The organism is Pantoea sp. PA1, from assembly GCF_056856975.1.
Genome location: NZ_JBXGEE010000010.1, coordinates 1 through 20,904, shown reverse-complemented (window position 1 = coordinate 20,904; position 20,904 = coordinate 1). Strand labels below are relative to the sequence as shown.

Below are 20,904 nucleotides of genomic sequence, written 5' to 3'. Positions count from 1 at the left end.
CCCGATCGCCTACGGCGGTCACTGCTGAAATTACCTTTGTTTGCTGCATTGCCTGCTATTAGCTCTGCCAAAAGCTTGCCGCTATTATCGGAAAGCACACAACATCAACCTACAGGCAATAGCATGGAACGAACTCTGTTACTGAAGAACGCCGACTGTGTAGTTTGCATGGATGCTGACCGTCGGGAAATTCGCAACGCCTCTGTTCTGATCAAAGGAAATCAGATCGTGGCGGTCGGAGAAGCCGGAACACTACCCGATAGCGCGGATGAGGTTATCGACCTGCGTGGACACATTGTGATTCCGGGTCTGATCAATACGCATCACCATATGTATCAGAGCCTGACCCGCGCCATTCCGGCTGTGCAGAATGGTGAACTCTTTAACTGGCTGACTCACCTCTATCCTCTCTGGCAGAACCTGACACCTGAGATGATTCGTATCTCAACGCAGGTGTCGATGGCTGAACTGATACTCTCTGGCTGCACGACCACCAGTGATCATCTCTATGTCTATCCAAATGGCTGTCAGCTTGATGACAGCATTGAGGCTGCTACCGTCATGGGAATGCGTTTCCATGCAAGCCGGGGCAGTATGAGCGTGGGGAAATCACGAGGCGGCTTACCGCCCGATAGCCTGGTGGAAAATGAAGCGGCAATTCTGAAAGATACGCAGCGGGTCATTGAACGCTATCACGATGACAGCCACGGTTCGATGCTACGCATCGTGGTGGCCCCCTGTTCGCCATTCTCCGTCAGCCGTGAGCTGATGAAGCAATCCGCCGCACTGGCCCGCAGTTTCAGCGTCTCGATGCACACGCATCTGGCAGAGAACGACAGCGACATCCGCTACAGTCGCGAAAAGTTTAATATGACCCCTGCGCAGTATGTGGAGGACCTCGGCTGGGTCGGTCCGGATGTCTGGCATGCTCACTGCGTCAAACTCGATCCACAGGGTATTGAACTCTTTGCCCGCACCGGAACGGGCATCGCCCATTGTCCCTGCTCAAATATGCGGCTCGGCTCAGGCATTGCCCCGATACGCCATATGTGCGATGCCGGTGTGCATGTCGGTCTTGGTGTGGATGGCTCCGCCTCCAATGACAGCTCAGATATGATGGCCGAGGTTCGTCAGGCGATGCTGCTGCAGCGTGTCGGGTTTGGCCCGGATGCCATGACCGCACGGCAGGCCCTGGAGCTGGCAACGCTGGGCAGTGCAAAAGTGCTTAACCGTAATGATGTGGGTGCTATCGCGCCTGGCATGATGGCTGACCTGGCGGTGTTTGATCTGAATCGGCCAGGCCTGGCTGGGGCAGGGCACGATCCGGTTGCCGCCCTGGTGTTCTGTAATCCGGGACAGGTTGCTTACAGCATCATTAACGGACAAGTCCGGGTACGTAAAGGAGAACTGGCCGGAATTGAACTGCCAGTGCTGCTGCGTCAGCACAACCAGCTGGCCACAAAACTGGCTGGCTGAGACAGAAGGGCACTTTATTTGGGGATCGACGAAAAATAAGGCAGATTACATTTGCTACTGTTCGCACTATTCCCTAGAATACGCCCTCCCTGTCATCAGGGAAAATCAGCGGCTCGATTGAGAGCCGTTTATTTTTTCTACCCATCTGTGAGAACCGGTGTTACAATGCCGCGCCCTCAATTATGGGGCTTTCTAACGACCTGAGGTTTAGGTCCCGAAGTAGTAGTTGACATTAGCGGAGCACTAAAATGATCCAAGAACAGACTATGCTGAACGTCGCCGACAACTCCGGTGCACGTCGCGTAATGTGTATCAAGGTTCTGGGTGGCTCGCACCGTCGCTACGCAGGCGTCGGTGACATCATCAAAGTTACCATCAAGGAAGCAATTCCTCGTGGTAAAGTCAAAAAAGGTGATGTCCTGAAGGCGGTAGTGGTGCGCACCAGGAAGGGTGTTCGTCGCCCGGACGGTTCTGTCATTCGCTTCGATGGTAATGCATGCGTTATTCTGAACAATAACAGTGAGCAGCCTATCGGTACGCGTATTTTTGGGCCGGTAACTCGTGAACTTCGTACTGAAAAGTTCATGAAAATTATCTCTCTGGCACCAGAAGTACTCTAAGGAGCGAACAATGGCAGCTAAAATCCGTCGTAACGACGAAGTTATCGTGTTGACCGGTAAAGATAAAGGTAAGCGCGGTAAGGTAAAGAATGTCCTGTCTTCTGGTAAGGTCATCGTTGAAGGTATCAACCTGGTGAAGAAACATCAGAAGCCGGTTCCGGCTCTGAACCAGCCAGGTGGCATCGTTGAAAAAGAAGCTGCTATTCAGGTTTCTAACGTTGCACTGTTCAACGCGGCAACTGGTAAGGCTGACCGTGTAGGCTTTAGATTCGAAGACGGCAAAAAAGTCCGTTTCTTCAAGTCTAACAGCGAAACTATCAAGTAATTTGGAGTAGTACGATGGCGAAACTGCATGATTACTACAAAGACGAAGTAGTCCAGAAACTCATGACAGAGTTTGGCTACAATTCTGTCATGCAAGTCCCTCGGGTCGAGAAGATCACCCTGAACATGGGTGTTGGTGAAGCGATCGCTGACAAGAAACTGCTGGATAACGCAGCAGCTGACCTGGCAGCAATCTCCGGTCAAAAACCGCTGGTCACCAAAGCACGCAAATCAGTTGCAGGCTTCAAAATCCGTCAGGGCTATCCGATCGGCTGTAAAGTAACTCTGCGTGGCGAGCGCATGTGGGAGTTCTTTGAGCGTCTGGTCACCATTGCTGTTCCACGTATCCGTGACTTCCGTGGCTTGTCCGCTAAGTCATTCGATGGTCGTGGCAACTACAGCATGGGTGTACGTGAGCAGATCATCTTCCCAGAAATCGACTACGACAAAGTCGATCGCGTTCGTGGTTTGGATATCACCATTACCACTACTGCGAAATCTGATGATGAAGGCCGTGCTCTGCTGGCTGCCTTTGACTTCCCGTTCCGTAAGTAAGGTAGGGTTACTTAATGGCTAAGCAATCTATGAAAGCACGTGAAGTTAAACGTGCAAAATTAGCAGACAAATTCTTCGCTAAACGCGCTGAACTGAAAGCGATCATCTCTGATGTGAACGCTTCCGACGAAGACCGTTGGGATGCTGTTCTGAAGCTGCAGAGTCTGCCGCGTGATTCCAGCCCTTCACGTCAGCGTAACCGCTGCCGTCAAACAGGTCGTCCGCACGGTTTCCTGCGGAAGTTTGGGTTGAGCCGTATCAAGGTCCGCGAAGCCGCCATGCGCGGTGAAATCCCGGGCCTGAAAAAGGCTAGCTGGTAATTGTCACCAATTGAATCACGGGAGTAACACAGATGAGCATGCAAGATCCGATCGCGGATATGCTGACCCGTATCCGTAACGGTCAGGCCGCGAACAAAGTTGCGGTCACCATGCCTTCCTCCAAGCTGAAATTGGCAATTGCCAACGTTCTGAAGGAAGAAGGTTATATTGAAGATTTCAAAATCGAAGGCGACATCAAGCTGGAACTGGAACTGACTCTTAAGTATTTCCAGGGTAAAGCTGTTGTAGAAAGCATTCAGCGAGTAAGCCGTCCTGGCCTGCGCATCTATAAGAAAAAAGATGAGCTGCCAAAGGTAATGGCTGGTATGGGCATCGCTGTAGTTTCTACATCCAAAGGTGTCATGACTGATCGTGCAGCGCGCCAGGCTGGTCTTGGTGGCGAAATTATCTGCTACGTAGCGTAATCGGAGGATACATATGTCTCGTGTTGCTAAAGCACCTGTCGTTGTTCCTGCCGGCGTAGAGGTAAAACTCGACGGTCAGGTAATTTCGATTAAAGGTAAAAACGGCGAGCTGACTCGTACTATCAATGATGCTGTTGAAGTTAAGCATGCTGACAACGCTCTGACTTTCGCTCCGCGCGAAGGTTTCGTTGACGGCTGGGCGCAGGCGGGTACTTCTCGCGCGCTGCTGAACGCAATGGTTATCGGTGTTACCGAAGGCTTCACTAAGAAGCTGCAGCTGGTTGGTGTAGGTTATCGTGCTGCCGTTAAAGGCGATATGGTTAACCTGTCACTGGGCTTTTCTCATCCAGTCGATCACCAGCTGCCCGCGGGTATCACTGCAGAATGCCCAACTCAGACTGAGATCGTGCTGAAAGGCGCTGATAAGCAGCTGATTGGTCAGGTTGCAGCAGACCTGCGCGCCTACCGTCGTCCTGAGCCTTACAAAGGCAAGGGTGTCCGTTACGCCGACGAAGTCGTGCGTACCAAAGAGGCTAAGAAGAAGTAAGGTAACACTATGGATAAGAAATCTGCTCGTATCCGTCGTGCGACCCGTGCACGTCGCAAGCTCAAAGAGCTGGGTGCTACTCGCCTGGTGGTACATCGTACCCCGCGTCATATTTACGCACAGGTAATCGCCCCGAACGGTTCCGAAGTTCTGGTCGCTGCTTCTACTGTAGAAAAAGCTATCACTGAACAACTGAAGTATACCGGTAATAAAGAAGCCGCAGCTGCAGTAGGTAAAGCTATCGCAGAACGCGCAATCGAAAAAGGCATCACAGGTGTTTCTTTCGACCGTTCCGGTTTCCAATATCATGGTCGCGTCCAGGCACTGGCAGATGCTGCCCGTGAAGCTGGCCTTCAGTTCTAAGGTAGAGGTCTAAGATGGCACACATCGAGAAACAAGCTGGCGAACTGCAGGAAAAACTGATCGCGGTAAACCGTGTTTCTAAAACTGTTAAAGGTGGTCGTATTTTCTCCTTCACAGCTCTGACTGTGGTAGGCGATGGTAACGGTCGCGTAGGTTTTGGTTACGGTAAAGCGCGTGAAGTTCCAGCAGCGATCCAGAAAGCGATGGAGAAAGCCCGTCGCAACATGGTTAACGTCGCGCTGACCAACGGCACCCTGCAGCACCCTGTTAAAGGTGCACACACGGGTTCCCGCGTGTTCATGCAGCCGGCTTCAGAAGGTACCGGTATCATCGCCGGTGGTGCAATGCGCGCCGTTCTGGAAGTCGCTGGAGTTCATAACGTACTGGCAAAAGCCTATGGTTCTACTAACCCGATCAACGTGGTTCGTGCAACTATCGACGGCCTGGGCAATATGAAATCTCCGGAAATGGTCGCTGCTAAGCGTGGTAAATCCGTTGAAGAAATTCTGGGGTAATCACGATGGCTAAGACTATTAAAATCACTCAAACCCGTAGTTCAATCGGCCGCTTGCCTAAGCATAAAGCCACTCTGGTTGGCCTGGGTCTGCGTCGTATTGGTCATACCGTAGAGCGTGAAGACACGCCAGCTGTACGCGGCATGGTCAACGCGGTTTCCTACATGGTTAAAGTGGAGGAGTAAGAGATGCGTTTAAATACTCTGTCTCCGGCCGAAGGGTCTAAGCACGCTACTAAGCGTCTGGGTCGTGGTATCGGTTCTGGCCTCGGAAAAACCGGTGGTCGTGGTCACAAAGGTCAGAACTCACGTTCTGGCGGTGGCGTACGTCGCGGTTTCGAAGGTGGTCAGATGCCTCTGTACCGTCGTCTGCCGAAGTTCGGTTTCACCTCTCGCAAAGCAATGATCACTACAGAGATTCGTCTGTCTGATCTGGCGAAAGTTGAAGGCGGTATCGTCGACCTGAACGCGCTGAAAGCAGCCAACATTGTCGGTGTTCAGATTGAATTCGTTAAAGTAATTCTGTCTGGTGAAGTTTCTGCACCGGTAACGGTTCGCGGCCTGCGTGTCACCAAAGGTGCTCGTGCTGCAATCGAAGCTGCTGGCGGTAAAATCGAGGAATAAGTAGCAGATGGCTAAACAACCGGGATTAGATTTTCAAAGCGCCAAAGGCGGCTTTGGTGAGCTGAAACGCAGACTTCTGTTTGTCATCGGCGCACTGATTGTCTTCCGTATTGGCTCTTTTATTCCAATCCCTGGTATTGATGCCACTGTACTTGCCAAACTGCTTGAGCAACAGCGTGGCACCATCATTGAAATGTTTAACATGTTCTCTGGTGGTGCTCTCAGCCGTGCTTCTATTTTCGCACTGGGCATCATGCCGTATATCTCGGCATCGATCATTATCCAGTTATTAACGGTGGTTCATCCAGCGTTAGCGGAAATTAAGAAAGAAGGGGAGGCTGGCCGTCGTAAGATTAGCCAGTACACCCGATACGGTACGTTGGTATTGGCCATATTCCAGTCGATCGGTATTGCTACCGGTCTGCCGAATATGCCAGGGATGCAGGGTCTGGTGATGAATCCGGGCTTTGCGTTCTACTTTACCGCTGTTGTGAGTCTGGTCTCAGGAACAATGTTCCTGATGTGGCTGGGCGAACAGATTACTGAGCGGGGTATCGGTAACGGTATTTCGATCATTATCTTCGCAGGTATTGTTGCGGGTCTTCCGCCGGCCATTGGCCATACCATCGAGCAAGCGCGGCAAGGCGACCTGCACTTCCTTCTGTTGCTGTTGGTTGCAGTACTCGTATTCGCAGTGACCTACTTTGTTATCTTCGTTGAACGTGGACAGCGCCGCATTGTGGTGAACTACGCAAAACGTCAGCAGGGTCGTCGCGTTTACGCTGCACAGAGCACACATTTACCGTTGAAAGTGAATATGGCGGGTGTTATCCCGGCTATTTTTGCTTCCAGCATTATTCTGTTCCCGGCAACGATTGCATCGTGGTTTGGGGGCGGTACCGGTTGGAACTGGCTGACAACAATTTCGCTGTATTTGCAGCCAGGACAGCCGCTTTATGTGCTACTCTATGCGACTGCAATCATCTTCTTCTGTTTCTTCTATACGGCGTTGGTTTTCAACCCACGTGAAACAGCAGATAACCTGAAGAAGTCTGGTGCATTCGTACCGGGAATTCGTCCGGGAGAGCAAACGGCGAAGTATATTGATAAAGTAATGACGCGTTTGACCTTAATCGGCGCCCTGTACATTACTTTTATCTGCCTTATCCCGGAGTTCATGCGTGATGCGATGAAGGTTCCCTTCTACTTTGGCGGTACATCACTGCTTATCGTAGTTGTCGTCATCATGGACTTTATGGCTCAAGTGCAAACTCTGATGATGTCCAGTCAGTACGAGTCGGCACTGAAGAAAGCTAACCTGAAAGGCTACGGCCGTTAATTCAGTTGGTTGAGAAGTTACGGAGAGTAAAAATGAAAGTTCGTGCTTCCGTCAAGAGATTATGTCGTAACTGCAAAATCATTCGTCGCGACGGTGTCGTACGTGTGATCTGCAGCGCCGAGCCAAAGCATAAACAGCGCCAAGGCTGATTTTGTCACATATTTTTCTTGCAAAGTCGGGTTGAGCTGGCTAGATTAGCCAGCCAATCTTTTGTATGTCAGTACGTTTCCATTTGAGTATCCTGAAAACGGGCTTTTCAGCATGGGACGTGCTTGTTTAATTATAGGAGTGCATAGTGGCCCGTATAGCAGGCATTAACATTCCTGATCAAAAACATACCGTTATCGCATTAACTTCGATCTTCGGTATCGGTAAAACCCGTTCAAAAGCCATCTGCGCTTCAACGGGCATTGCTGAAAATGTTAAGATCAGTGAGCTGTCTGAAGAACAAATTGATCAGCTGCGTGATGCAGTTGCGAAATTCGTTGTTGAAGGTGATCTGCGCCGTGAAATCACCCTGAGCATCAAGCGTCTTATGGACCTTGGTTGCTACCGTGGTTTGCGCCATCGTCGTGGTCTTCCGGTTCGCGGTCAGCGTACCAAGACCAACGCACGTACCCGTAAGGGTCCGCGTAAACCGATCAAGAAATAATCGGGGTGAGTAAATAATGGCAAAGGCACCAGTTCGTGCACGCAAGCGTGTAAGAAAACAAGTCTCAGATGGCGTGGCTCATGTCCATGCTTCTTTTAACAACACCATCGTTACCATTACTGATCGTCAGGGTAACGCACTGGGTTGGGCAACCGCCGGTGGTTCCGGTTTCCGCGGTTCACGTAAATCCACTCCGTTTGCTGCTCAGGTCGCTGCAGAGCGCTGTGCAGAAGCGGTAAAAGATTACGGAATTAAGAATCTGGAAGTTATGGTAAAGGGTCCGGGTCCAGGTCGCGAATCTACGATTCGTGCTTTGAACGCCGCTGGTTTCCGCATCACGAATATTACTGATGTGACTCCGATCCCTCATAACGGTTGTCGTCCGCCGAAAAAACGTCGCGTATAACGCCCGTTTTTTTAGGATAGTTGGAGAAAGAAAATGGCAAGATATTTGGGTCCTAAGCTCAAGCTGAGCCGTCGTGAGGGCACTGACTTATTCCTTAAGTCTGGCGTTCGCGCGATTGATTCCAAGTGTAAAATTGAACAAGCCCCTGGTCAGCATGGTGCGCGTAAACCGCGTCTGTCTGATTACGGCGGTCAGTTACGTGAGAAGCAGAAAGTTCGTCGTATCTACGGCGTGCTGGAGCGTCAGTTCCGTAACTATTACAAAGAAGCAGCTCGTCTGAAAGGCAACACCGGTGAAAACCTGTTGGCTCTGCTGGAAGGTCGTCTGGACAACGTAGTTTATCGTATGGGCTTCGGTGCCACGCGTGCAGAAGCACGTCAGCTGGTTAGCCACAAGTCTGTTCTGGTAAACGGCCGCGTTGTTAACATCGCTTCTTATCAGGTATCTCCGAATGATGTCGTTAGCATCCGTGAGAAAGCCAAAAAGCAATCTCGCGTGAAGGCCGCTCTGGAGCTGGCTGAGCAGCGTGAAAAGCCAACCTGGCTGGAAGTTGATGCGACTAAGATGGAAGGTGTGTTCAAGCGTATTCCTGAACGTACTGATCTGTCTGCGGACATTAACGAACACCTGATCGTCGAGCTTTACTCCAAGTAAAGCTTAGTACCAAAGAGAGGACACAATGCAGGGTTCTGTGACAGAGTTTCTAAAACCGCGCCTGGTAGATATCGAGCAAGTGAGTTCGACGCACGCCAAGGTGACCCTTGAGCCTTTAGAGCGTGGCTTTGGCCATACTCTTGGTAACGCACTGCGCCGTATTCTGCTTTCATCCATGCCGGGTTGCGCGGTGACCGAGGTTGAAATTGATGGTGTACTTCATGAGTACAGCACCAAAGAGGGCGTACAGGAAGATATCCTGGAAATCCTGCTCAACCTGAAAGGGCTGGCGGTAAGAGTTCAGGGTAAAGATGAAGTTATTCTGACCCTGAATAAATCTGGCATTGGCCCTGTGACTGCAGCCGACATTACCCATGATGGTGATGTCGAAATCGTCAAGCCTCAGCATGTCATCTGCCATCTGACCGATGAGAACGCGGCTATCAGCATGCGTATCAAAGTTCAGCGTGGTCGTGGCTATGTGCCGGCTTCTGCCCGAATTCATTCGGAAGAAGATGAGCGCCCAATCGGCCGCCTGTTAGTTGACGCTTGCTACAGCCCTGTAGACCGTATCGCCTACAATGTTGAAGCAGCGCGTGTAGAGCAGCGCACCGACCTGGACAAGCTGGTCATCGAAATGGAAACCAACGGCACAATCGATCCTGAAGAGGCGATTCGTCGTGCGGCGACCATTCTGGCTGAACAACTTGAAGCTTTCGTTGACTTACGTGATGTACGTCAGCCGGAAGTTAAAGAAGAGAAACCAGAATTCGATCCGATCCTGCTGCGCCCTGTTGACGATCTGGAATTGACTGTCCGCTCTGCTAACTGCCTTAAGGCAGAAGCTATCCACTACATCGGTGATCTGGTACAGCGTACCGAGGTTGAGCTGCTTAAAACGCCTAACCTGGGTAAAAAATCTCTTACTGAGATTAAAGATGTGCTCGCTTCACGTGGTCTGTCTCTGGGCATGCGCCTTGAGAACTGGCCACCGGCAAGCATTGCTGATGAATAAACCGATCACAGGTTAAGGTTTCACTGAGAAGGATAAGGTCATGCGCCATCGTAAGAGTGGTCGTCAACTGAACCGCAACAGCAGCCATCGTCAGGCTATGTTCCGCAACATGGCCGGTTCTCTGGTTCGTCATGAGATCATCAAAACGACTCTGCCGAAAGCCAAAGAACTGCGTCGCGTAGTTGAGCCGCTGATTACTCTTGCCAAGACCGACAACGTAGCTAATCGTCGTCTGGCATTCGCCCGTACTCGTGATAACGAGATCGTGGCAAAACTGTTTAATGAGCTGGGCCCGCGTTTTGCGAGCCGTGCTGGTGGTTACACTCGTATTCTGAAGTGTGGCTTCCGTGCTGGTGACAACGCTCCGATGGCTTACATCGAGCTGGTTGATCGTCCAGAAGCTCAAGCAGAAGCAGCCGCAGAGTAATCTGCAGCAACGTAAAAAACCCGCTTCGGCGGGTTTTTTATTGCCTGAAATTCGCTACCTTAGAATGACGCTTCTATTTTTGAGGGCATCTGTTATGTGGCTGGTAGACGAACTTGCTGAACAGCACATCAAAGCGGCACTGGAAAAAGGCGAACTTAGTAACCTTCCTGGCTCTGGCAAACCGCTACAGCTGGATGATGACAGTCATGTCCCTCCGGAGTTAAGGGCAGGGTATCGGCTGCTGAAAAATTCTGGCTTTCTGCCCCCCGAGCTGGAGTTAAGGCGTGAGGCGATGGAAGTCAACGATCTGATTCGCCAGCTGGATCCTGCGGATCGTGGCTATCAGGATCACTGTCACCGGCTTCAGGTGCTGGAGCTGCGCTTGCGACAGGCGGGCATGAGTACCGATTTTCTTCATGGAAACTACGCTACCGCGATACGCCGCCATTTCCGCGAGGAGGAGTAGATGTTCCGCATAGGTCAGTTAGCAAAGCTTGCTGAGGTAACGCCTGACACCATCCGTTTTTATGAAAAGCAGCAGATGATGGATCATGGTGAGCGTACCGAAGGTGGTTTTCGCCTCTACAGCGAAGGCGATCTGCAGCGTCTGAAATTTATTCGCCACGGTCGTAAGCTCGGCTTCAGTCTGGAAGCGATCCGGGAACTTCTGTCAATCCGGGTCGATCCGGCACATCACACCTGCCAGGAGTCAAAAGCGATCGTTGAGAAACGGCTGGATGAAGTGGCGCAGATGATAGCGGAACTTGAGTCGATGCAGCGTTCTCTGCGTATTCTTTCGGACGCCTGTTGTGGTCGCAGCCACAGTAGCATTTCGTGCTCAATTCTGGAGGCACTGGAGCGGGGAGAGGCTTCAGATAAACAAGGGTCTTGTGATTTTACCGTAAAGGAATAGAGTATCAGACCATCTCAACAGGAGGCGTTATGAGTAAATATCAGCATACCAGGGGGCAAATCCGCGATAACGCGATTGAGGCTCTGTTACACGACCCGCTTTTCCGTCAGCGCATTGAGCAGAAACAAAAGGGTAAGGGCAGCTTCAGACGAAAGGAAAAACACAACAAGGTGCAGGGATGGGAGGGCAGTGATAAGAAAGCGTCTTATCACTGCCCTTCTTCTTTACCATTAAAAAACCGCCTCAGAGGCGGTTTGTTTACTACACGCGGGTATTCTGCTGTTTAAGCAGGTCGCGAATTTCAGTCAGCAGCACTTCTTCGTTTGAAGGTTTAGGTGCGGGCTTTTCAACTTCTTTTTTCTTGTAGAGACGGTTCATCAGTTTGATCGCCATAAAGATGGCAAAGGCAATGATGACAAAGTCGAAGATACTCTGCAGGAAGATACCATACTGCATAACGACGGCAGGCGTGTCGCCAACAGCAGGCTTGAGCACCCAGGCAAACGATTTAAAATCGACACCACCGATCAATAAGCCCAACGGTGGCATAATGATATTAGCCACTAATGATGAGACGATCTTACCAAACGCAGCGCCGATGATGACACCGACGGCCAGATCCATCACATTCCCGCGCATTGCAAAATCACGAAACTCTTTGATTAAACTCATACTTAACTCCTCTCCTTGCCAGTGTCATAAAGTCTAACAAACCTTGCTGTTTTTTCCATAAGCGCAGCCAAACAGGTGGCTGTTTTGCCTGACTCCCCCCGACTGAAAATCAATACAGGATTTACAGGAAGAAAGGACTTGGCTGGAAGAGCCGCTCAACATCCGACACGAATTTCTTATCGGTCAGGAACATGATCACATGGTCACCCTGCTCGATACGCAGGTTGTCATTGGCAATCATCACATCATCGCCGCGCACTACCGCACCAATGATGGTACCCGGGGGCAGTTTGATATCATCAATCGCGCGGCCGACCACCCGTGATGTCGATTCGTCACCGTGCGCTATCGCTTCGATCGCCTCAGCGATGCCGCGACGCAGCGAGGAAACACCCACGATGTCCGCTTTACGGACATGGCCCAGCAGGGCAGAGATGGTGGCCTGCTGAGGAGAAATCGCGATATCGATAACACTGCCCTGCACCAGATCCACATAAGCGCGACGCTGAATCAGCACCATGACTTTTTTGGCGCCCATCTTTTTCGCCAGCATGGCTGACATGATATTGGCTTCATCATCATTGGTGACCGCAATGAACAGGTCAACCTGCTCGACATGCTCCTCCGCAAGCAACTCCTGGTCTGACGCATCGCCATAAAAGACGACGGTATCATGGAGATGTTCAGCCAGTTCGGCGGCACGCTGGGGATTACGCTCGATCAGCTTCACGCTGTAGTGCTTCTCCAGCTGCTGTGCCAGACCGAAACCGATATTGCCGCCTCCCACTAACATGATGCGCTTGTAAGGCTTTTCCAGCCGCTGCATTTCGCTCATAACTGCACGAATATTCTGGCTGGCCGCGATGAAAAACACTTCATCACCTGCCTCGACGATGGTCGAACCCTGGGGACGAATAGGACGGTCCTGACGGAAGATAGCGGCGACACGGGTATCAATGTGCGGCATGTGCTCACGCAGGATCGAAAGCGGATTTCCGACCAGAGGCCCGCCATAATACGCTTTGACTACGGCCAGGCTGACTTTACCTTCAGCAAAATTCACCACCTGCAGTGCGCCCGGATACTGGATCAAACGGTAGATATTATCGATGACCAGCTGCTCTGGTGAGATCAGATGGTCGATAGGAACGGCTTCCGGCATAAAAAGCTTATCTGCATCGCGCAGATAGTCCGCCGCACGAATACGGGCGATACGGTTCGGCGTATTGAAAAGCGAATAAGCAATCTGACAGGCAATCATGTTGGTTTCATCCGAACTGGTAACGGCAACCAGCATGTCGGCGTCTTCAGCGCCCGCCTCACGCAGGATCCGCGGATGTGAACCGTGTCCCTGCACTACACGCAGATCGAACTTATCCTGCAGATGACGCAGGCGTGCCGAATCGGTATCAACGACTGTGATATCGTTGTTTTCACCCACCAGATTCTCTGCCAGCGTTCCGCCTACCTGACCTGCGCCCAGAATGATTATTTTCATCGCTTATCAATACTCATATCAGTGTGAACCCGAATTTTTTATCAGCTTAGCGTAGAAGAAACCATCTCCGCCTTCAGCATCCGGAAAGACCTGTAACCCGCTCGCCGGTGCATCCCTGAGCGGCTCCGCCTGCGCATCGTGCTGTCGCTGCAGGAAAGCCTCAATCTGCTGGTGGTTCTCTTCAGGCAGGATGGAACAGGTGGCATAAATCAGCGTGCCGCCAGGTTTCAGGTGCGGCCAGATAGCGTCCAGGATCTCACGCTGCAGCTTTGCCAGCTCAGCGATATCGCGATCGCGGCGCAGCCACTTAATATCGGGATGTCGGCGGATAACGCCGGTTGCAGAGCAGGGCGCATCCAGCAGGATACGGTCAAACTGCCGATCGCCACACCACTGCTGCGGTGTCCGTCCGTCCCCCTGTTTGACCTCCGCTTTCATGCCCAGTCGCTGCAGATTCTCATCAACGCGTTTAAGACGCTGAGCATCCACATCGACAGCCAGCACGTCGGCGTCCGGCGCAATCTCAAGGATATGGGTCGTTTTACCACCAGGTGCCGCACATAAATCCAGAATCTGCTCGCCATTCTGAGGTTCGAGCAGCAGAGCGCAGCGCTGGGCTGATAAATCCTGTACGGTCACCCAGCCCTGATCAAAGCCGGGCAACTGGCTGACCGGGGCGGGGGCATCAAGCCGCAACGCATCCGGAACATCGGCAGCCGGCTGTGCATTTCTGCCGCTTTCATTCAGCATGGTCAGCCAGGCGTCACGTGAATGATGCTGACGGTTAACCCGCAGCCACATCGGCGGACGCAGATTATTTGCTTCGACGATATGCTCCCACTGTTCCGGCCAGGCGTGCTGCAATCGCTTAAGCAGCCAGCCCGGATGGAGATAACGTTGTGGGCCATCCTGAATGCTGGCGAGTAACGTTTCACGCTGGCGCTGAAACTGGCGCAATACCCCGTTTAATAATCCTTTCAGGCTGGTGCGCTTCAGCACCTCTGCGCCCGCGACGGTTTCAGCCAGTGCAGCGTGTGCTGGCACCCGGGTATATTCCAGCTGATAAAGTCCGACCATGATCAGATAGTGAAGAACCCGCTGTTTACCGGTCAGTGGACGTTCCATCAGTTTGCCAATCAGCGCTTCCAGCTGCGGCAGTGTGCGCAGAACACCAAAACAGATCTCCTGCACTAATGCGCTATCTTTGTCGGTGAGTTTTTTCTGGGCGGCAGGCAGAACCGTATTCAGGGATTCGCCTTTGTCCACAACACGCTCAATCAGTTGGGCGGAGAGGCTACGCAGGTTGGTTGATTTAGTCATAGGGTTTTGTCATCAAACAAAAAGCCCGGTAAGTCACCGGGCCAGAGAGTCAGTCCAGAAGGGTTCCAGGTTCGAACCATTCCCGACGCGAGTTGAGAAGATCCTGAGCCGACATCGGTTTTTTACCGGCGGGCTGTAACTGCACCAGATTCAATACGCCCTCGGCGGTCGCAACCTGGATGCCCTGCTTATCTGCAGCGATAATTTCACCCGGTGCAAGGTCGCGGTGAGGCAGTACGGTAGCCTGCCAGACTTTCACCGGCTGGTCGTCAATCGTGAAAAAGCTCATCGGCCAGGGATTAAAGGCGCGGATACAGCGCTCAAGCTGTTCTGCGGGCAGTCTCCAGTCAAGACGCGCCTCCTCTTTGCTCAGCTTCTCAGCATAGCTGGCGAGTGCTTCATCCTGTTTTTCGGGTGAGGCCTGCTGCGTGTTGAGTAACGTCAGCGTATCCAGCAGCCCCTGCGGGCCGAGCTGGGCCAGTCTGTCATACAGAGTGGCACTGGTGTCCTGGGAGGTAATCGGGCAGGCCAGTTTATGCAGCATATCGCCGGTATCTAAACCCACATCCATCTGCATGATGGTGACGCCAGTTTCACTGTCGCCAGCCCAGAGCGCACGCTGAATCGGCGCGGCACCACGCCAGCGGGGGAGCAGCGAACCGTGAACATTGATGCAGCCCAGACGCGGCATATCCAGCACTGCCCTGGGCAGAATTAATCCATACGCCACGACAACCATCACATCGGCCTGCAGGTCAGCAACCAGCTGCTGATTCTCTTCAGGTCGCAGTGACTTTGGCTGAAACACCGGAATGTCATGAGCCAGCGCCAGCGTTTTGACCGGGCCAGGCGTGAGTTTGTTGCCGCGGCCCGCAGGGCGGTCGGGCTGAGTAAAGACACCGATAACCTGATGCTCAGAAGCAAGCAGCGCGTCAAGATGACGCGCTGCAAAGTCAGGAGTGCCGGCAAAAATGATTTTTAGCGGGGCAGACACGTTTATCCCTTTTTAAGATCTCAGGAAGCCTGGGCGTTCTGACGCGCCAGTTTCTCTAATCTGGTTTTGATCCGCTGACGCTTCAGAGGCGACAGATAATCAATAAACAGTTTGCCTTCCAGATGATCGATCTCATGCTGGATACAGATGGCGAGTAAGTCGCTGGCTTCCAGTTCGAAACTGTTACCGTCGCGATCCAGCGCGCGAACTTTTACGCGCTCAGCACGCGGGACAAATGCACGCTGTTCCGGAATCGACAGGCAGCCCTCTTCAATACCGGTTTCACCGCTTTTTTCCAGCAGCTCAGGGTTGATCAGGACTAAACGCTCTTCACGACTTTCAGAGACATCAATCACGATGATGCGCTGATGAATATCGACCTGCGTCGCCGCAAGACCGATGCCCTCTTCGGCATACATCGTCTCGAACATATCATCAACGATACGCTGAATGTCTGCGTTAACTTCTTTAACGGGCGCGGCGACTTTGCGAAGGCGCTCGTCAGGAAAATGTAATACCTGCAAAACTGACATAAATATCCAGATCTGTATTCGGTTAGGAAAAGATTACTGCCTCATATTGTAGACTTTCTGAGACCTGATTGACAGCATTGTGCGGCAGGAAGCCGGGGCAATCAGGGAGCAGCAAATGGACAAAATAGCGCAGTATCTGCGGCTGGCCGCGGTGTGTGGAATGACAGGAAAGCGCTGGCTGACCGTGGCGCAGCAGCTGGGCGATGCACCGGCAGACAGCGGGAAACTTATGCGGCTGGGGTTAGACGCTGCGCAGTGTCAGCAATACGCTGATCTGCCTGAAAAAACGATCACTGATGTGCAGCACTGGTTAGCGCGCAGTTCTGCCCATCATCTGATCACTGCGCTGGACACCGCCTATCCTGCCCGGCTCAGGGAAACCAGTCGCTTTCCGCCGCTGCTCTACATCCACGGCGACCCGGCCGTCATCATTACCCCGCAGCTGGCAGTCGTGGGCAGCCGGAACGGCTCACCCAATGGCCGTTACTGGGGCGAATGGTTTACCCGGCACCTGAGCCTCAGCGGGCTGACCATCACCAGCGGACTGGCGCGGGGGATTGATGGCGTTGCGCATCAGGCGGCACTCAGTACCGGCGGCAAAACGGTAGCCATATTAGGCAGCGGGCTGCAGCGGCTCTATCCCCGACAGCATGTCCGCCTTGCCGCAGAGATTGTTGAGCAGGGCGGTGCCGTGGTGTCTGAGTTTCCGCTGAACACCATTCCTCATCCGCTCAACTTTCCGCGTCGTAATCGGATCATCAGTGGCCTGAGTCTGGGCGTGCTGGTGGTGGAAGCCTCACTGAAAAGTGGTTCACTGGTGACCGCTCGCTATGCGCTGGAGCAAAACCGCAATGTTTATGCACTACCTGGCGCGCTCGGCAACCCGTTAAGCGAAGGGGTCAACTGGCTGATTCAGCAGGGCGCCCTGCTGGTGGCACATCCCAACAACATTCTGGAGGATCTGGCTGGGGCACTGAACTGGCTGCCTGTGACACAGGATGACGAAATTTATTCTGAACCAGGTGACGATGCTCCATTGCCATTTGCTGATGTGTTGGCTAACGTAGGTGATGAGGTTACACCTGTTGACGTTGTCGCTGAACGTGCCGGCCAATCTGTGCCAGTTATCTCAGCTCAATTGCTGGAACTGGAGTTAGCAGGATGGATCGCAGCTGTACCCGGCGGCTATGTCCGATTGAGGAGGGCATGCCATGTTCGACGTACTCATGTACTTGTTTGAGACCTATATCCACAACGAAGCAGAAATGGGTGTTGATCAGGACAGATTGACAGATGACCTGACGGATGCCGGGTTCCATCGTGAAGATATTTACAGTGCGCTTAACTGGCTGGAAAGACTGGCGGATTATCAGGAAGGACTGGTTGCGCCAATTTTACTGACCAACGATCCGCTCTCTATGCGTATTTATACCGACGAAGAGAGTAAACGTTTAGATGCCGAAAGCCGCGGTTTCCTGCTCTTCCTGGAGCAGATTCAGGTGCTGAATCTGGAAACCCGTGAGATGGTCATCGAACGTGTCATGGCGCTGGATACCTCTGAGTTTGATCTGGAGGACCTCAAATGGGTGGTGCTGATGGTGTTGTTCAACATCCCGGGATGTGAAAATGCCTATCAGCAGATGGAAGAACTGCTATTCGACGTCAATGAAGGTATGCTGCATTAAATTTCCTTTCATGCATTTATCGCTATGAGTAAAGCTGCACTCTTCACCGTGCGTAAACAGGATCCCTGCCCCGCTTGCGGGGCAGAACTGGTTATCCGCTCGGGTAAACATGGCCCTTTTCTGGGATGCGCCAACTATCCGGCATGTGACTACATCCGGCCCTTAAAAGGGCAGGCCGATGGCCATGTGGTTAAAGTGCTGGAGGGCCACGCCTGTCCTGAATGCGGAGCTGATAAAGTGTTGCGGCAGGGCCGTTATGGCATGTTTATTGGCTGTAGCCACTATCCTGAATGCGGCTACAGTGAAACCATCGACAAACCGGACGAAACGACGCTGGCGTGTCCACAGTGCCATGAAGGCCGGCTGGTTCAGCGGCGTTCCCGTTATGGCAAAACGTTCCACTCCTGTGATCGTTATCCCGCCTGCCAGTTTGTCGTCAACCTGACGCCCGTGGCCGGGGTCTGTGCCTGGTGTCAGTTTCCATTGCTGGTTGAAAAAAAGACAGCGCAGGGGGTTAAACGCTTCTGCGCCAGTAAAAGTTGTGGCAAAGCCATTGCTGAAGAGAATGAATAGATCATGGAAAATCAACACCTCGCCGATTCACTTGAGCGCTGCGTAGCAGAGCTGAATCGTCAGGCGGTCATCGCCTATCCCACTGAAGCCGTATTTGGTCTGGGCTGCGACCCTGACAGTGAATCTGCCGTCATGGCGCTGCTGGCGCTGAAACAGCGTCCGGTAGAAAAGGGACTCATTCTGATCGCAGCTGATTATTCCCAGCTAGAACCCTATATCTCCGATCGCGAACTCTCTGTGATCCAGCGTGAGCGTATGTTCGCCTGCTGGCCCGGCCCGGTGACCTTTGTCGTCCCGGTTCCTCCCCAGACGCCCCGCTGGCTGACCGGACAGTTCGACTCGCTGGCGATACGGGTCAGTGACCATCCGGATGTGCAGGCGCTTTGCCGCGCATTTGGTAAACCACTGGTTTCAACCAGCGCCAATCTGTCAGGACAGCCTCCCTGCCGTACGGCAGAAGAAGTGTATAAGCAGTTTGGTGAGGACTTCCCGGTTCTGTCCGGGAAAACGGGGGGACGACTCAATCCTTCAGAAATCCGCGATGTAATCAGCGGCGAACTTATACGTCAGGGTTAACTCATGGATCAATTCGCCGTTTTCGGTAATCCGATCAGCCACAGTAAATCTCCGCTGATCCATCAGGCTTTTGCTGAACAGACAGGCATCGAGCATCGATATGGCCGGATCTGTGCGCCGGTTGACGGATTTCGCGATGCGCTGACAACCTTTTTTGCACAGGGCGGTCGTGGCGCCAACGTGACCCTGCCTTTTAAACAGCAGGCCTGGGAGTTTGCCGATCAACTCAGTGAACGCGCGGCCCTGTCCGGCGCCGTTAATACGGTAAAAAAGCTCAGCGACGGGCAGATCCTGGGTGACAACACCGATGGTATCGGCCTGTTAAGCGATCTTGAACGGCTGAAGATGATCAATGCGGGCGACAATGTTCTGCTGGTGGGCGCAGGTGGGGCGGCGCGCGGTGTGATTCATCCTTTGCTTTCGTCAGGGGTGACGCTCACCGTGGTAAACCGCACCGCCGAACGGGCAGAGGAGCTGGCTGGCCTGTTCGCAAAGAGCGGCACTATCCGTGCTGCTGCGTTTGATCAACTGGCGGACCAGCGTTTCGACCTTATCATCAATGCGACTTCAAGCGGTGTAGAGGGGAAAACACCCCCTTTACCTGCAGAGCTGATCCATCCCGGCGTACGCTGCTATGACATGTTCTATCAAAGCGGGTTGACGCCTTTCCTGCTCTGGTGTCAGACGCAGGGAGCGCACGCTCTGGCGGATGGTGTGGGAATGCTGGTGGGGCAGGCGGCGCATGCCTTCTATATATGGCATGGCGTGATGCCGGACGTTGCGCCGGTCATTGCTCAGCTGAAACAGGCTATGCAGCCATGAATCAGGCGATTCAGTTTCCTGACGATGAAACCTATGACGCTGAACGGGATGCCGTCTGCTTCCCGGTACTGGTTAACGGTATGCGGCTGATCTGTGCGATCAGCCGTATGTCGCTGACGTCACGCTTTGGCGAAGGGGAGGCGATGGCGCTGTTTCAGCACCATCGCTGGGATCTCGAAGATGAAGCCGAAGCGGCCATTCGTCAGGAGCGTGTTGATGCTCAGGGCTGGGTCTGGTTATCTCCCGCCAGGTAATCATTTTTCCAGCCGACATAGTTATTCGCCGAATAGCGTAATCCTTCCTTCTCCTGGTCGTTCAGCGGCCTGATCTGTCTGACCGGACTGCCCAGATAGAGATAGCCGCTCTCCAGCCGTTTACCTGGAGGGACCAGACTGCCTGCCCCAATCATGACCTCTTCTTCTACTATTACGCCATCAAGCAGAATCGAGCCCATCCCGATAAGCACACGATCGCCGATAGTGCAGCCATGCAGCATCGCTTTGTGCCCGACCGTGACATCCTCGCCAATAATCAGTGGGAAGCCTTCCGGGTTAGCGGCAGATTTATGCGTGACGTGCAGAACACTGCCATCCTGCACATTAGTACGGGCACCGATGCGAACCTGATTCACGTCTCCCCGGATGACGACCAGCGGCCAGATGCTCACGTCATCGGCCATGATGACATCACCCACCACAACACTAGCTGGATCGACCATGACGCGCTGGCCAGTTTGTGGAAAGCGATCTTTATAAGGACGTAAGGCGGAAGTCATTGTGTTCTCCTTTATTCTGTTTTCTCAGCAGCCTGATGTGATTTTAGCCAGCTGACAAGCCTATTCTGGCCTGGATCGCTGGTGATCTCATCAATCTGGATCATTTATAACCGTTCAGAAAAAAGATCCAAAAAAAGGGTTGTGCTCTGAACCGGGATCCCTATAATGCGCCTCCATCGACACGGCACACCGGCAACGGGAAACGGGTTGAAGGTTCAGGAGACTGAGCCGCCGGAGAAAAACTTCTGAAAAAGAGGTTGACTCTGAAGGAGGAAAGCGTAA

33 protein-coding genes are annotated in these 20,904 nt (G+C 52.8%); 27 read left to right on the top strand and 6 right to left on the bottom strand.

What is annotated here, in order from left to right; all coding sequences use genetic code 11:
- Positions 1-123: 123 nt before the first annotated feature.
- The 21 genes from AC1V0D_RS21605 (at position 124) to AC1V0D_RS21505 (ending at position 11,461) form a co-directional block, all read left to right on the top strand.
- Positions 124-1,476, top strand: a complete 1,353-nt coding sequence (locus AC1V0D_RS21605) for an 8-oxoguanine deaminase (RefSeq protein WP_482908077.1) — start codon at positions 124-126, stop codon at positions 1,474-1,476.
- A gap of 248 nt (positions 1,477-1,724) precedes the next feature.
- The gene (gene rplN / locus AC1V0D_RS21600; RefSeq protein WP_006120590.1) at positions 1,725-2,096 is read left to right on the top strand and encodes a 50S ribosomal protein L14; all 372 of its coding nucleotides are present in this window, start codon (positions 1,725-1,727) and stop codon (positions 2,094-2,096) included.
- A gap of 10 nt (positions 2,097-2,106) precedes the next feature.
- Positions 2,107-2,421, top strand: coding sequence for a 50S ribosomal protein L24 (gene rplX, locus AC1V0D_RS21595; RefSeq protein ID WP_003850150.1), 315 nt, complete (start codon positions 2,107-2,109; stop codon positions 2,419-2,421).
- A gap of 14 nt (positions 2,422-2,435) precedes the next feature.
- A complete protein-coding gene (gene rplE / locus AC1V0D_RS21590; protein WP_003850155.1) occupies positions 2,436-2,975 on the top strand; it encodes a 50S ribosomal protein L5 in 540 nt (179 codons plus the stop codon).
- Positions 2,976-2,989: 14 nt separating this feature from the next.
- Complete coding sequence (gene rpsN / locus AC1V0D_RS21585) at positions 2,990-3,295, top strand: 30S ribosomal protein S14 (protein ID WP_008927132.1); 306 nt, start codon at positions 2,990-2,992, stop codon at positions 3,293-3,295.
- A 32-nt stretch (positions 3,296-3,327) separates the two neighbouring features.
- Entirely contained in the window at positions 3,328-3,720 is a 393-nt protein-coding gene (rpsH, locus tag AC1V0D_RS21580) for a 30S ribosomal protein S8 (protein ID WP_003850158.1), read from the top strand.
- A 13-nt stretch (positions 3,721-3,733) separates the two neighbouring features.
- Complete coding sequence (gene rplF / locus AC1V0D_RS21575; RefSeq protein WP_009087581.1) at positions 3,734-4,267, top strand: 50S ribosomal protein L6; 534 nt, start codon at positions 3,734-3,736, stop codon at positions 4,265-4,267.
- Between the two features lie 9 nt (positions 4,268-4,276).
- A complete protein-coding gene (gene rplR / locus AC1V0D_RS21570) occupies positions 4,277-4,630 on the top strand; it encodes a 50S ribosomal protein L18 (RefSeq protein ID WP_003850163.1) in 354 nt (117 codons plus the stop codon).
- Between the two features lie 14 nt (positions 4,631-4,644).
- The gene (gene rpsE / locus AC1V0D_RS21565; RefSeq protein ID WP_003850164.1) at positions 4,645-5,145 is read left to right on the top strand and encodes a 30S ribosomal protein S5; all 501 of its coding nucleotides are present in this window, start codon (positions 4,645-4,647) and stop codon (positions 5,143-5,145) included.
- Between the two features lie 5 nt (positions 5,146-5,150).
- Positions 5,151-5,330, top strand: a complete 180-nt coding sequence (gene rpmD / locus AC1V0D_RS21560) for a 50S ribosomal protein L30 (protein WP_003850166.1) — start codon at positions 5,151-5,153, stop codon at positions 5,328-5,330.
- A gap of 3 nt (positions 5,331-5,333) precedes the next feature.
- Entirely contained in the window at positions 5,334-5,768 is a 435-nt protein-coding gene (gene rplO, locus AC1V0D_RS21555; RefSeq protein ID WP_009087579.1) for a 50S ribosomal protein L15, read from the top strand.
- Between the two features lie 7 nt (positions 5,769-5,775).
- Positions 5,776-7,107, top strand: coding sequence for a preprotein translocase subunit SecY (secY, locus tag AC1V0D_RS21550; protein WP_009087577.1), 1,332 nt, complete (start codon positions 5,776-5,778; stop codon positions 7,105-7,107).
- A gap of 32 nt (positions 7,108-7,139) precedes the next feature.
- Positions 7,140-7,256, top strand: a complete 117-nt coding sequence (rpmJ, locus tag AC1V0D_RS21545) for a 50S ribosomal protein L36 (protein ID WP_010252805.1) — start codon at positions 7,140-7,142, stop codon at positions 7,254-7,256.
- Positions 7,257-7,402: 146 nt separating this feature from the next.
- Positions 7,403-7,759: a 30S ribosomal protein S13 gene (rpsM, locus tag AC1V0D_RS21540; protein ID WP_003850176.1), complete on the top strand. Its 357-nt coding sequence runs from the start codon at positions 7,403-7,405 to the stop codon at positions 7,757-7,759.
- Positions 7,760-7,775: 16 nt separating this feature from the next.
- On the top strand, positions 7,776-8,165 hold the full coding sequence (gene rpsK / locus AC1V0D_RS21535; protein ID WP_004160563.1) for a 30S ribosomal protein S11: 390 nt from the start codon (positions 7,776-7,778) through the stop codon (positions 8,163-8,165).
- 33 nt (positions 8,166-8,198) lie between these two features.
- Positions 8,199-8,819 carry a 30S ribosomal protein S4 gene (gene rpsD, locus AC1V0D_RS21530; protein WP_008927131.1) on the top strand — a complete coding sequence of 207 codons (621 nt, stop codon included), beginning with the start codon at positions 8,199-8,201 and terminating at the stop codon, positions 8,817-8,819.
- Between the two features lie 25 nt (positions 8,820-8,844).
- Positions 8,845-9,834 carry a DNA-directed RNA polymerase subunit alpha gene (locus tag AC1V0D_RS21525; RefSeq protein ID WP_003850179.1) on the top strand — a complete coding sequence of 330 codons (990 nt, stop codon included), beginning with the start codon at positions 8,845-8,847 and terminating at the stop codon, positions 9,832-9,834.
- A 40-nt stretch (positions 9,835-9,874) separates the two neighbouring features.
- The gene (gene rplQ, locus AC1V0D_RS21520) at positions 9,875-10,261 is read left to right on the top strand and encodes a 50S ribosomal protein L17 (RefSeq protein WP_009087575.1); all 387 of its coding nucleotides are present in this window, start codon (positions 9,875-9,877) and stop codon (positions 10,259-10,261) included.
- Between the two features lie 94 nt (positions 10,262-10,355).
- The gene (locus AC1V0D_RS21515) at positions 10,356-10,727 is read left to right on the top strand and encodes a DnaJ family domain-containing protein (RefSeq protein ID WP_482908076.1); all 372 of its coding nucleotides are present in this window, start codon (positions 10,356-10,358) and stop codon (positions 10,725-10,727) included.
- Complete coding sequence (gene zntR / locus AC1V0D_RS21510) at positions 10,728-11,174, top strand: Zn(2+)-responsive transcriptional regulator (protein WP_167429102.1); 447 nt, start codon at positions 10,728-10,730, stop codon at positions 11,172-11,174.
- Positions 11,175-11,203: 29 nt separating this feature from the next.
- Positions 11,204-11,461: an alternative ribosome-rescue factor A gene (locus AC1V0D_RS21505; RefSeq protein WP_482908075.1), complete on the top strand. Its 258-nt coding sequence runs from the start codon at positions 11,204-11,206 to the stop codon at positions 11,459-11,461.
- Here AC1V0D_RS21505 and mscL read toward each other — a convergent pair.
- The 5 genes from mscL to def all read right to left on the bottom strand — a co-directional run bounded on the left by mscL (position 11,436) and on the right by def (position 16,191).
- A complete protein-coding gene (gene mscL, locus AC1V0D_RS21500; RefSeq protein WP_009087564.1) occupies positions 11,436-11,846 on the bottom strand; it encodes a large-conductance mechanosensitive channel protein MscL in 411 nt (136 codons plus the stop codon). The two genes, AC1V0D_RS21505 and mscL, sit on opposite strands and share 26 nt — an antisense overlap.
- Positions 11,847-11,967: 121 nt before the next feature.
- On the bottom strand, positions 11,968-13,344 hold the full coding sequence (trkA, locus tag AC1V0D_RS21495; RefSeq protein WP_009087562.1) for a Trk system potassium transporter TrkA: 1,377 nt from the start codon (positions 13,342-13,344) through the stop codon (positions 11,968-11,970).
- A gap of 18 nt (positions 13,345-13,362) precedes the next feature.
- On the bottom strand, positions 13,363-14,664 hold the full coding sequence (rsmB, locus tag AC1V0D_RS21490; protein ID WP_336794658.1) for a 16S rRNA (cytosine(967)-C(5))-methyltransferase RsmB: 1,302 nt from the start codon (positions 14,662-14,664) through the stop codon (positions 13,363-13,365).
- Between the two features lie 49 nt (positions 14,665-14,713).
- Entirely contained in the window at positions 14,714-15,658 is a 945-nt protein-coding gene (gene fmt, locus AC1V0D_RS21485; RefSeq protein WP_482908074.1) for a methionyl-tRNA formyltransferase, read from the bottom strand.
- Positions 15,659-15,678: 20 nt separating this feature from the next.
- Complete coding sequence (gene def / locus AC1V0D_RS21480) at positions 15,679-16,191, bottom strand: peptide deformylase (protein ID WP_009087556.1); 513 nt, start codon at positions 16,189-16,191, stop codon at positions 15,679-15,681.
- 115 nt (positions 16,192-16,306) lie between these two features.
- Here def and dprA point away from each other — a divergent pair, with 115 nt between their 5' ends.
- The 6 genes from dprA to AC1V0D_RS21450 are packed head-to-tail and all read left to right on the top strand — an operon-like array spanning position 16,307 to position 20,101.
- Positions 16,307-17,431 carry a DNA-protecting protein DprA gene (dprA, locus tag AC1V0D_RS21475; RefSeq protein ID WP_482908073.1) on the top strand — a complete coding sequence of 375 codons (1,125 nt, stop codon included), beginning with the start codon at positions 16,307-16,309 and terminating at the stop codon, positions 17,429-17,431.
- A complete protein-coding gene (gene smg / locus AC1V0D_RS21470) occupies positions 17,403-17,876 on the top strand; it encodes a DUF494 family protein Smg (protein ID WP_009087552.1) in 474 nt (157 codons plus the stop codon). The genes dprA and smg overlap by 29 nt, the downstream gene beginning before the upstream one ends.
- A 24-nt stretch (positions 17,877-17,900) precedes the next feature.
- Positions 17,901-18,449 carry a DNA topoisomerase family protein gene (locus AC1V0D_RS21465; protein WP_046100690.1) on the top strand — a complete coding sequence of 183 codons (549 nt, stop codon included), beginning with the start codon at positions 17,901-17,903 and terminating at the stop codon, positions 18,447-18,449.
- A 3-nt stretch (positions 18,450-18,452) separates the two neighbouring features.
- Complete coding sequence (tsaC, locus tag AC1V0D_RS21460) at positions 18,453-19,025, top strand: L-threonylcarbamoyladenylate synthase type 1 TsaC (protein ID WP_009087549.1); 573 nt, start codon at positions 18,453-18,455, stop codon at positions 19,023-19,025.
- Between the two features lie 3 nt (positions 19,026-19,028).
- On the top strand, positions 19,029-19,847 hold the full coding sequence (gene aroE, locus AC1V0D_RS21455) for a shikimate dehydrogenase (RefSeq protein WP_140925498.1): 819 nt from the start codon (positions 19,029-19,031) through the stop codon (positions 19,845-19,847).
- Positions 19,844-20,101: a DUF1488 family protein gene (locus AC1V0D_RS21450; RefSeq protein ID WP_009087545.1), complete on the top strand. Its 258-nt coding sequence runs from the start codon at positions 19,844-19,846 to the stop codon at positions 20,099-20,101. Before aroE ends, AC1V0D_RS21450 begins: the two co-directional genes overlap by 4 nt.
- Here the strand turns inward: AC1V0D_RS21450 and AC1V0D_RS21445 are convergent.
- Positions 20,068-20,622, bottom strand: coding sequence for a gamma carbonic anhydrase family protein (locus AC1V0D_RS21445; RefSeq protein ID WP_009087543.1), 555 nt, complete (start codon positions 20,620-20,622; stop codon positions 20,068-20,070). The genes AC1V0D_RS21450 and AC1V0D_RS21445 overlap by 34 nt on opposite strands.
- Positions 20,623-20,904: the final 282 nt, after the last annotated feature.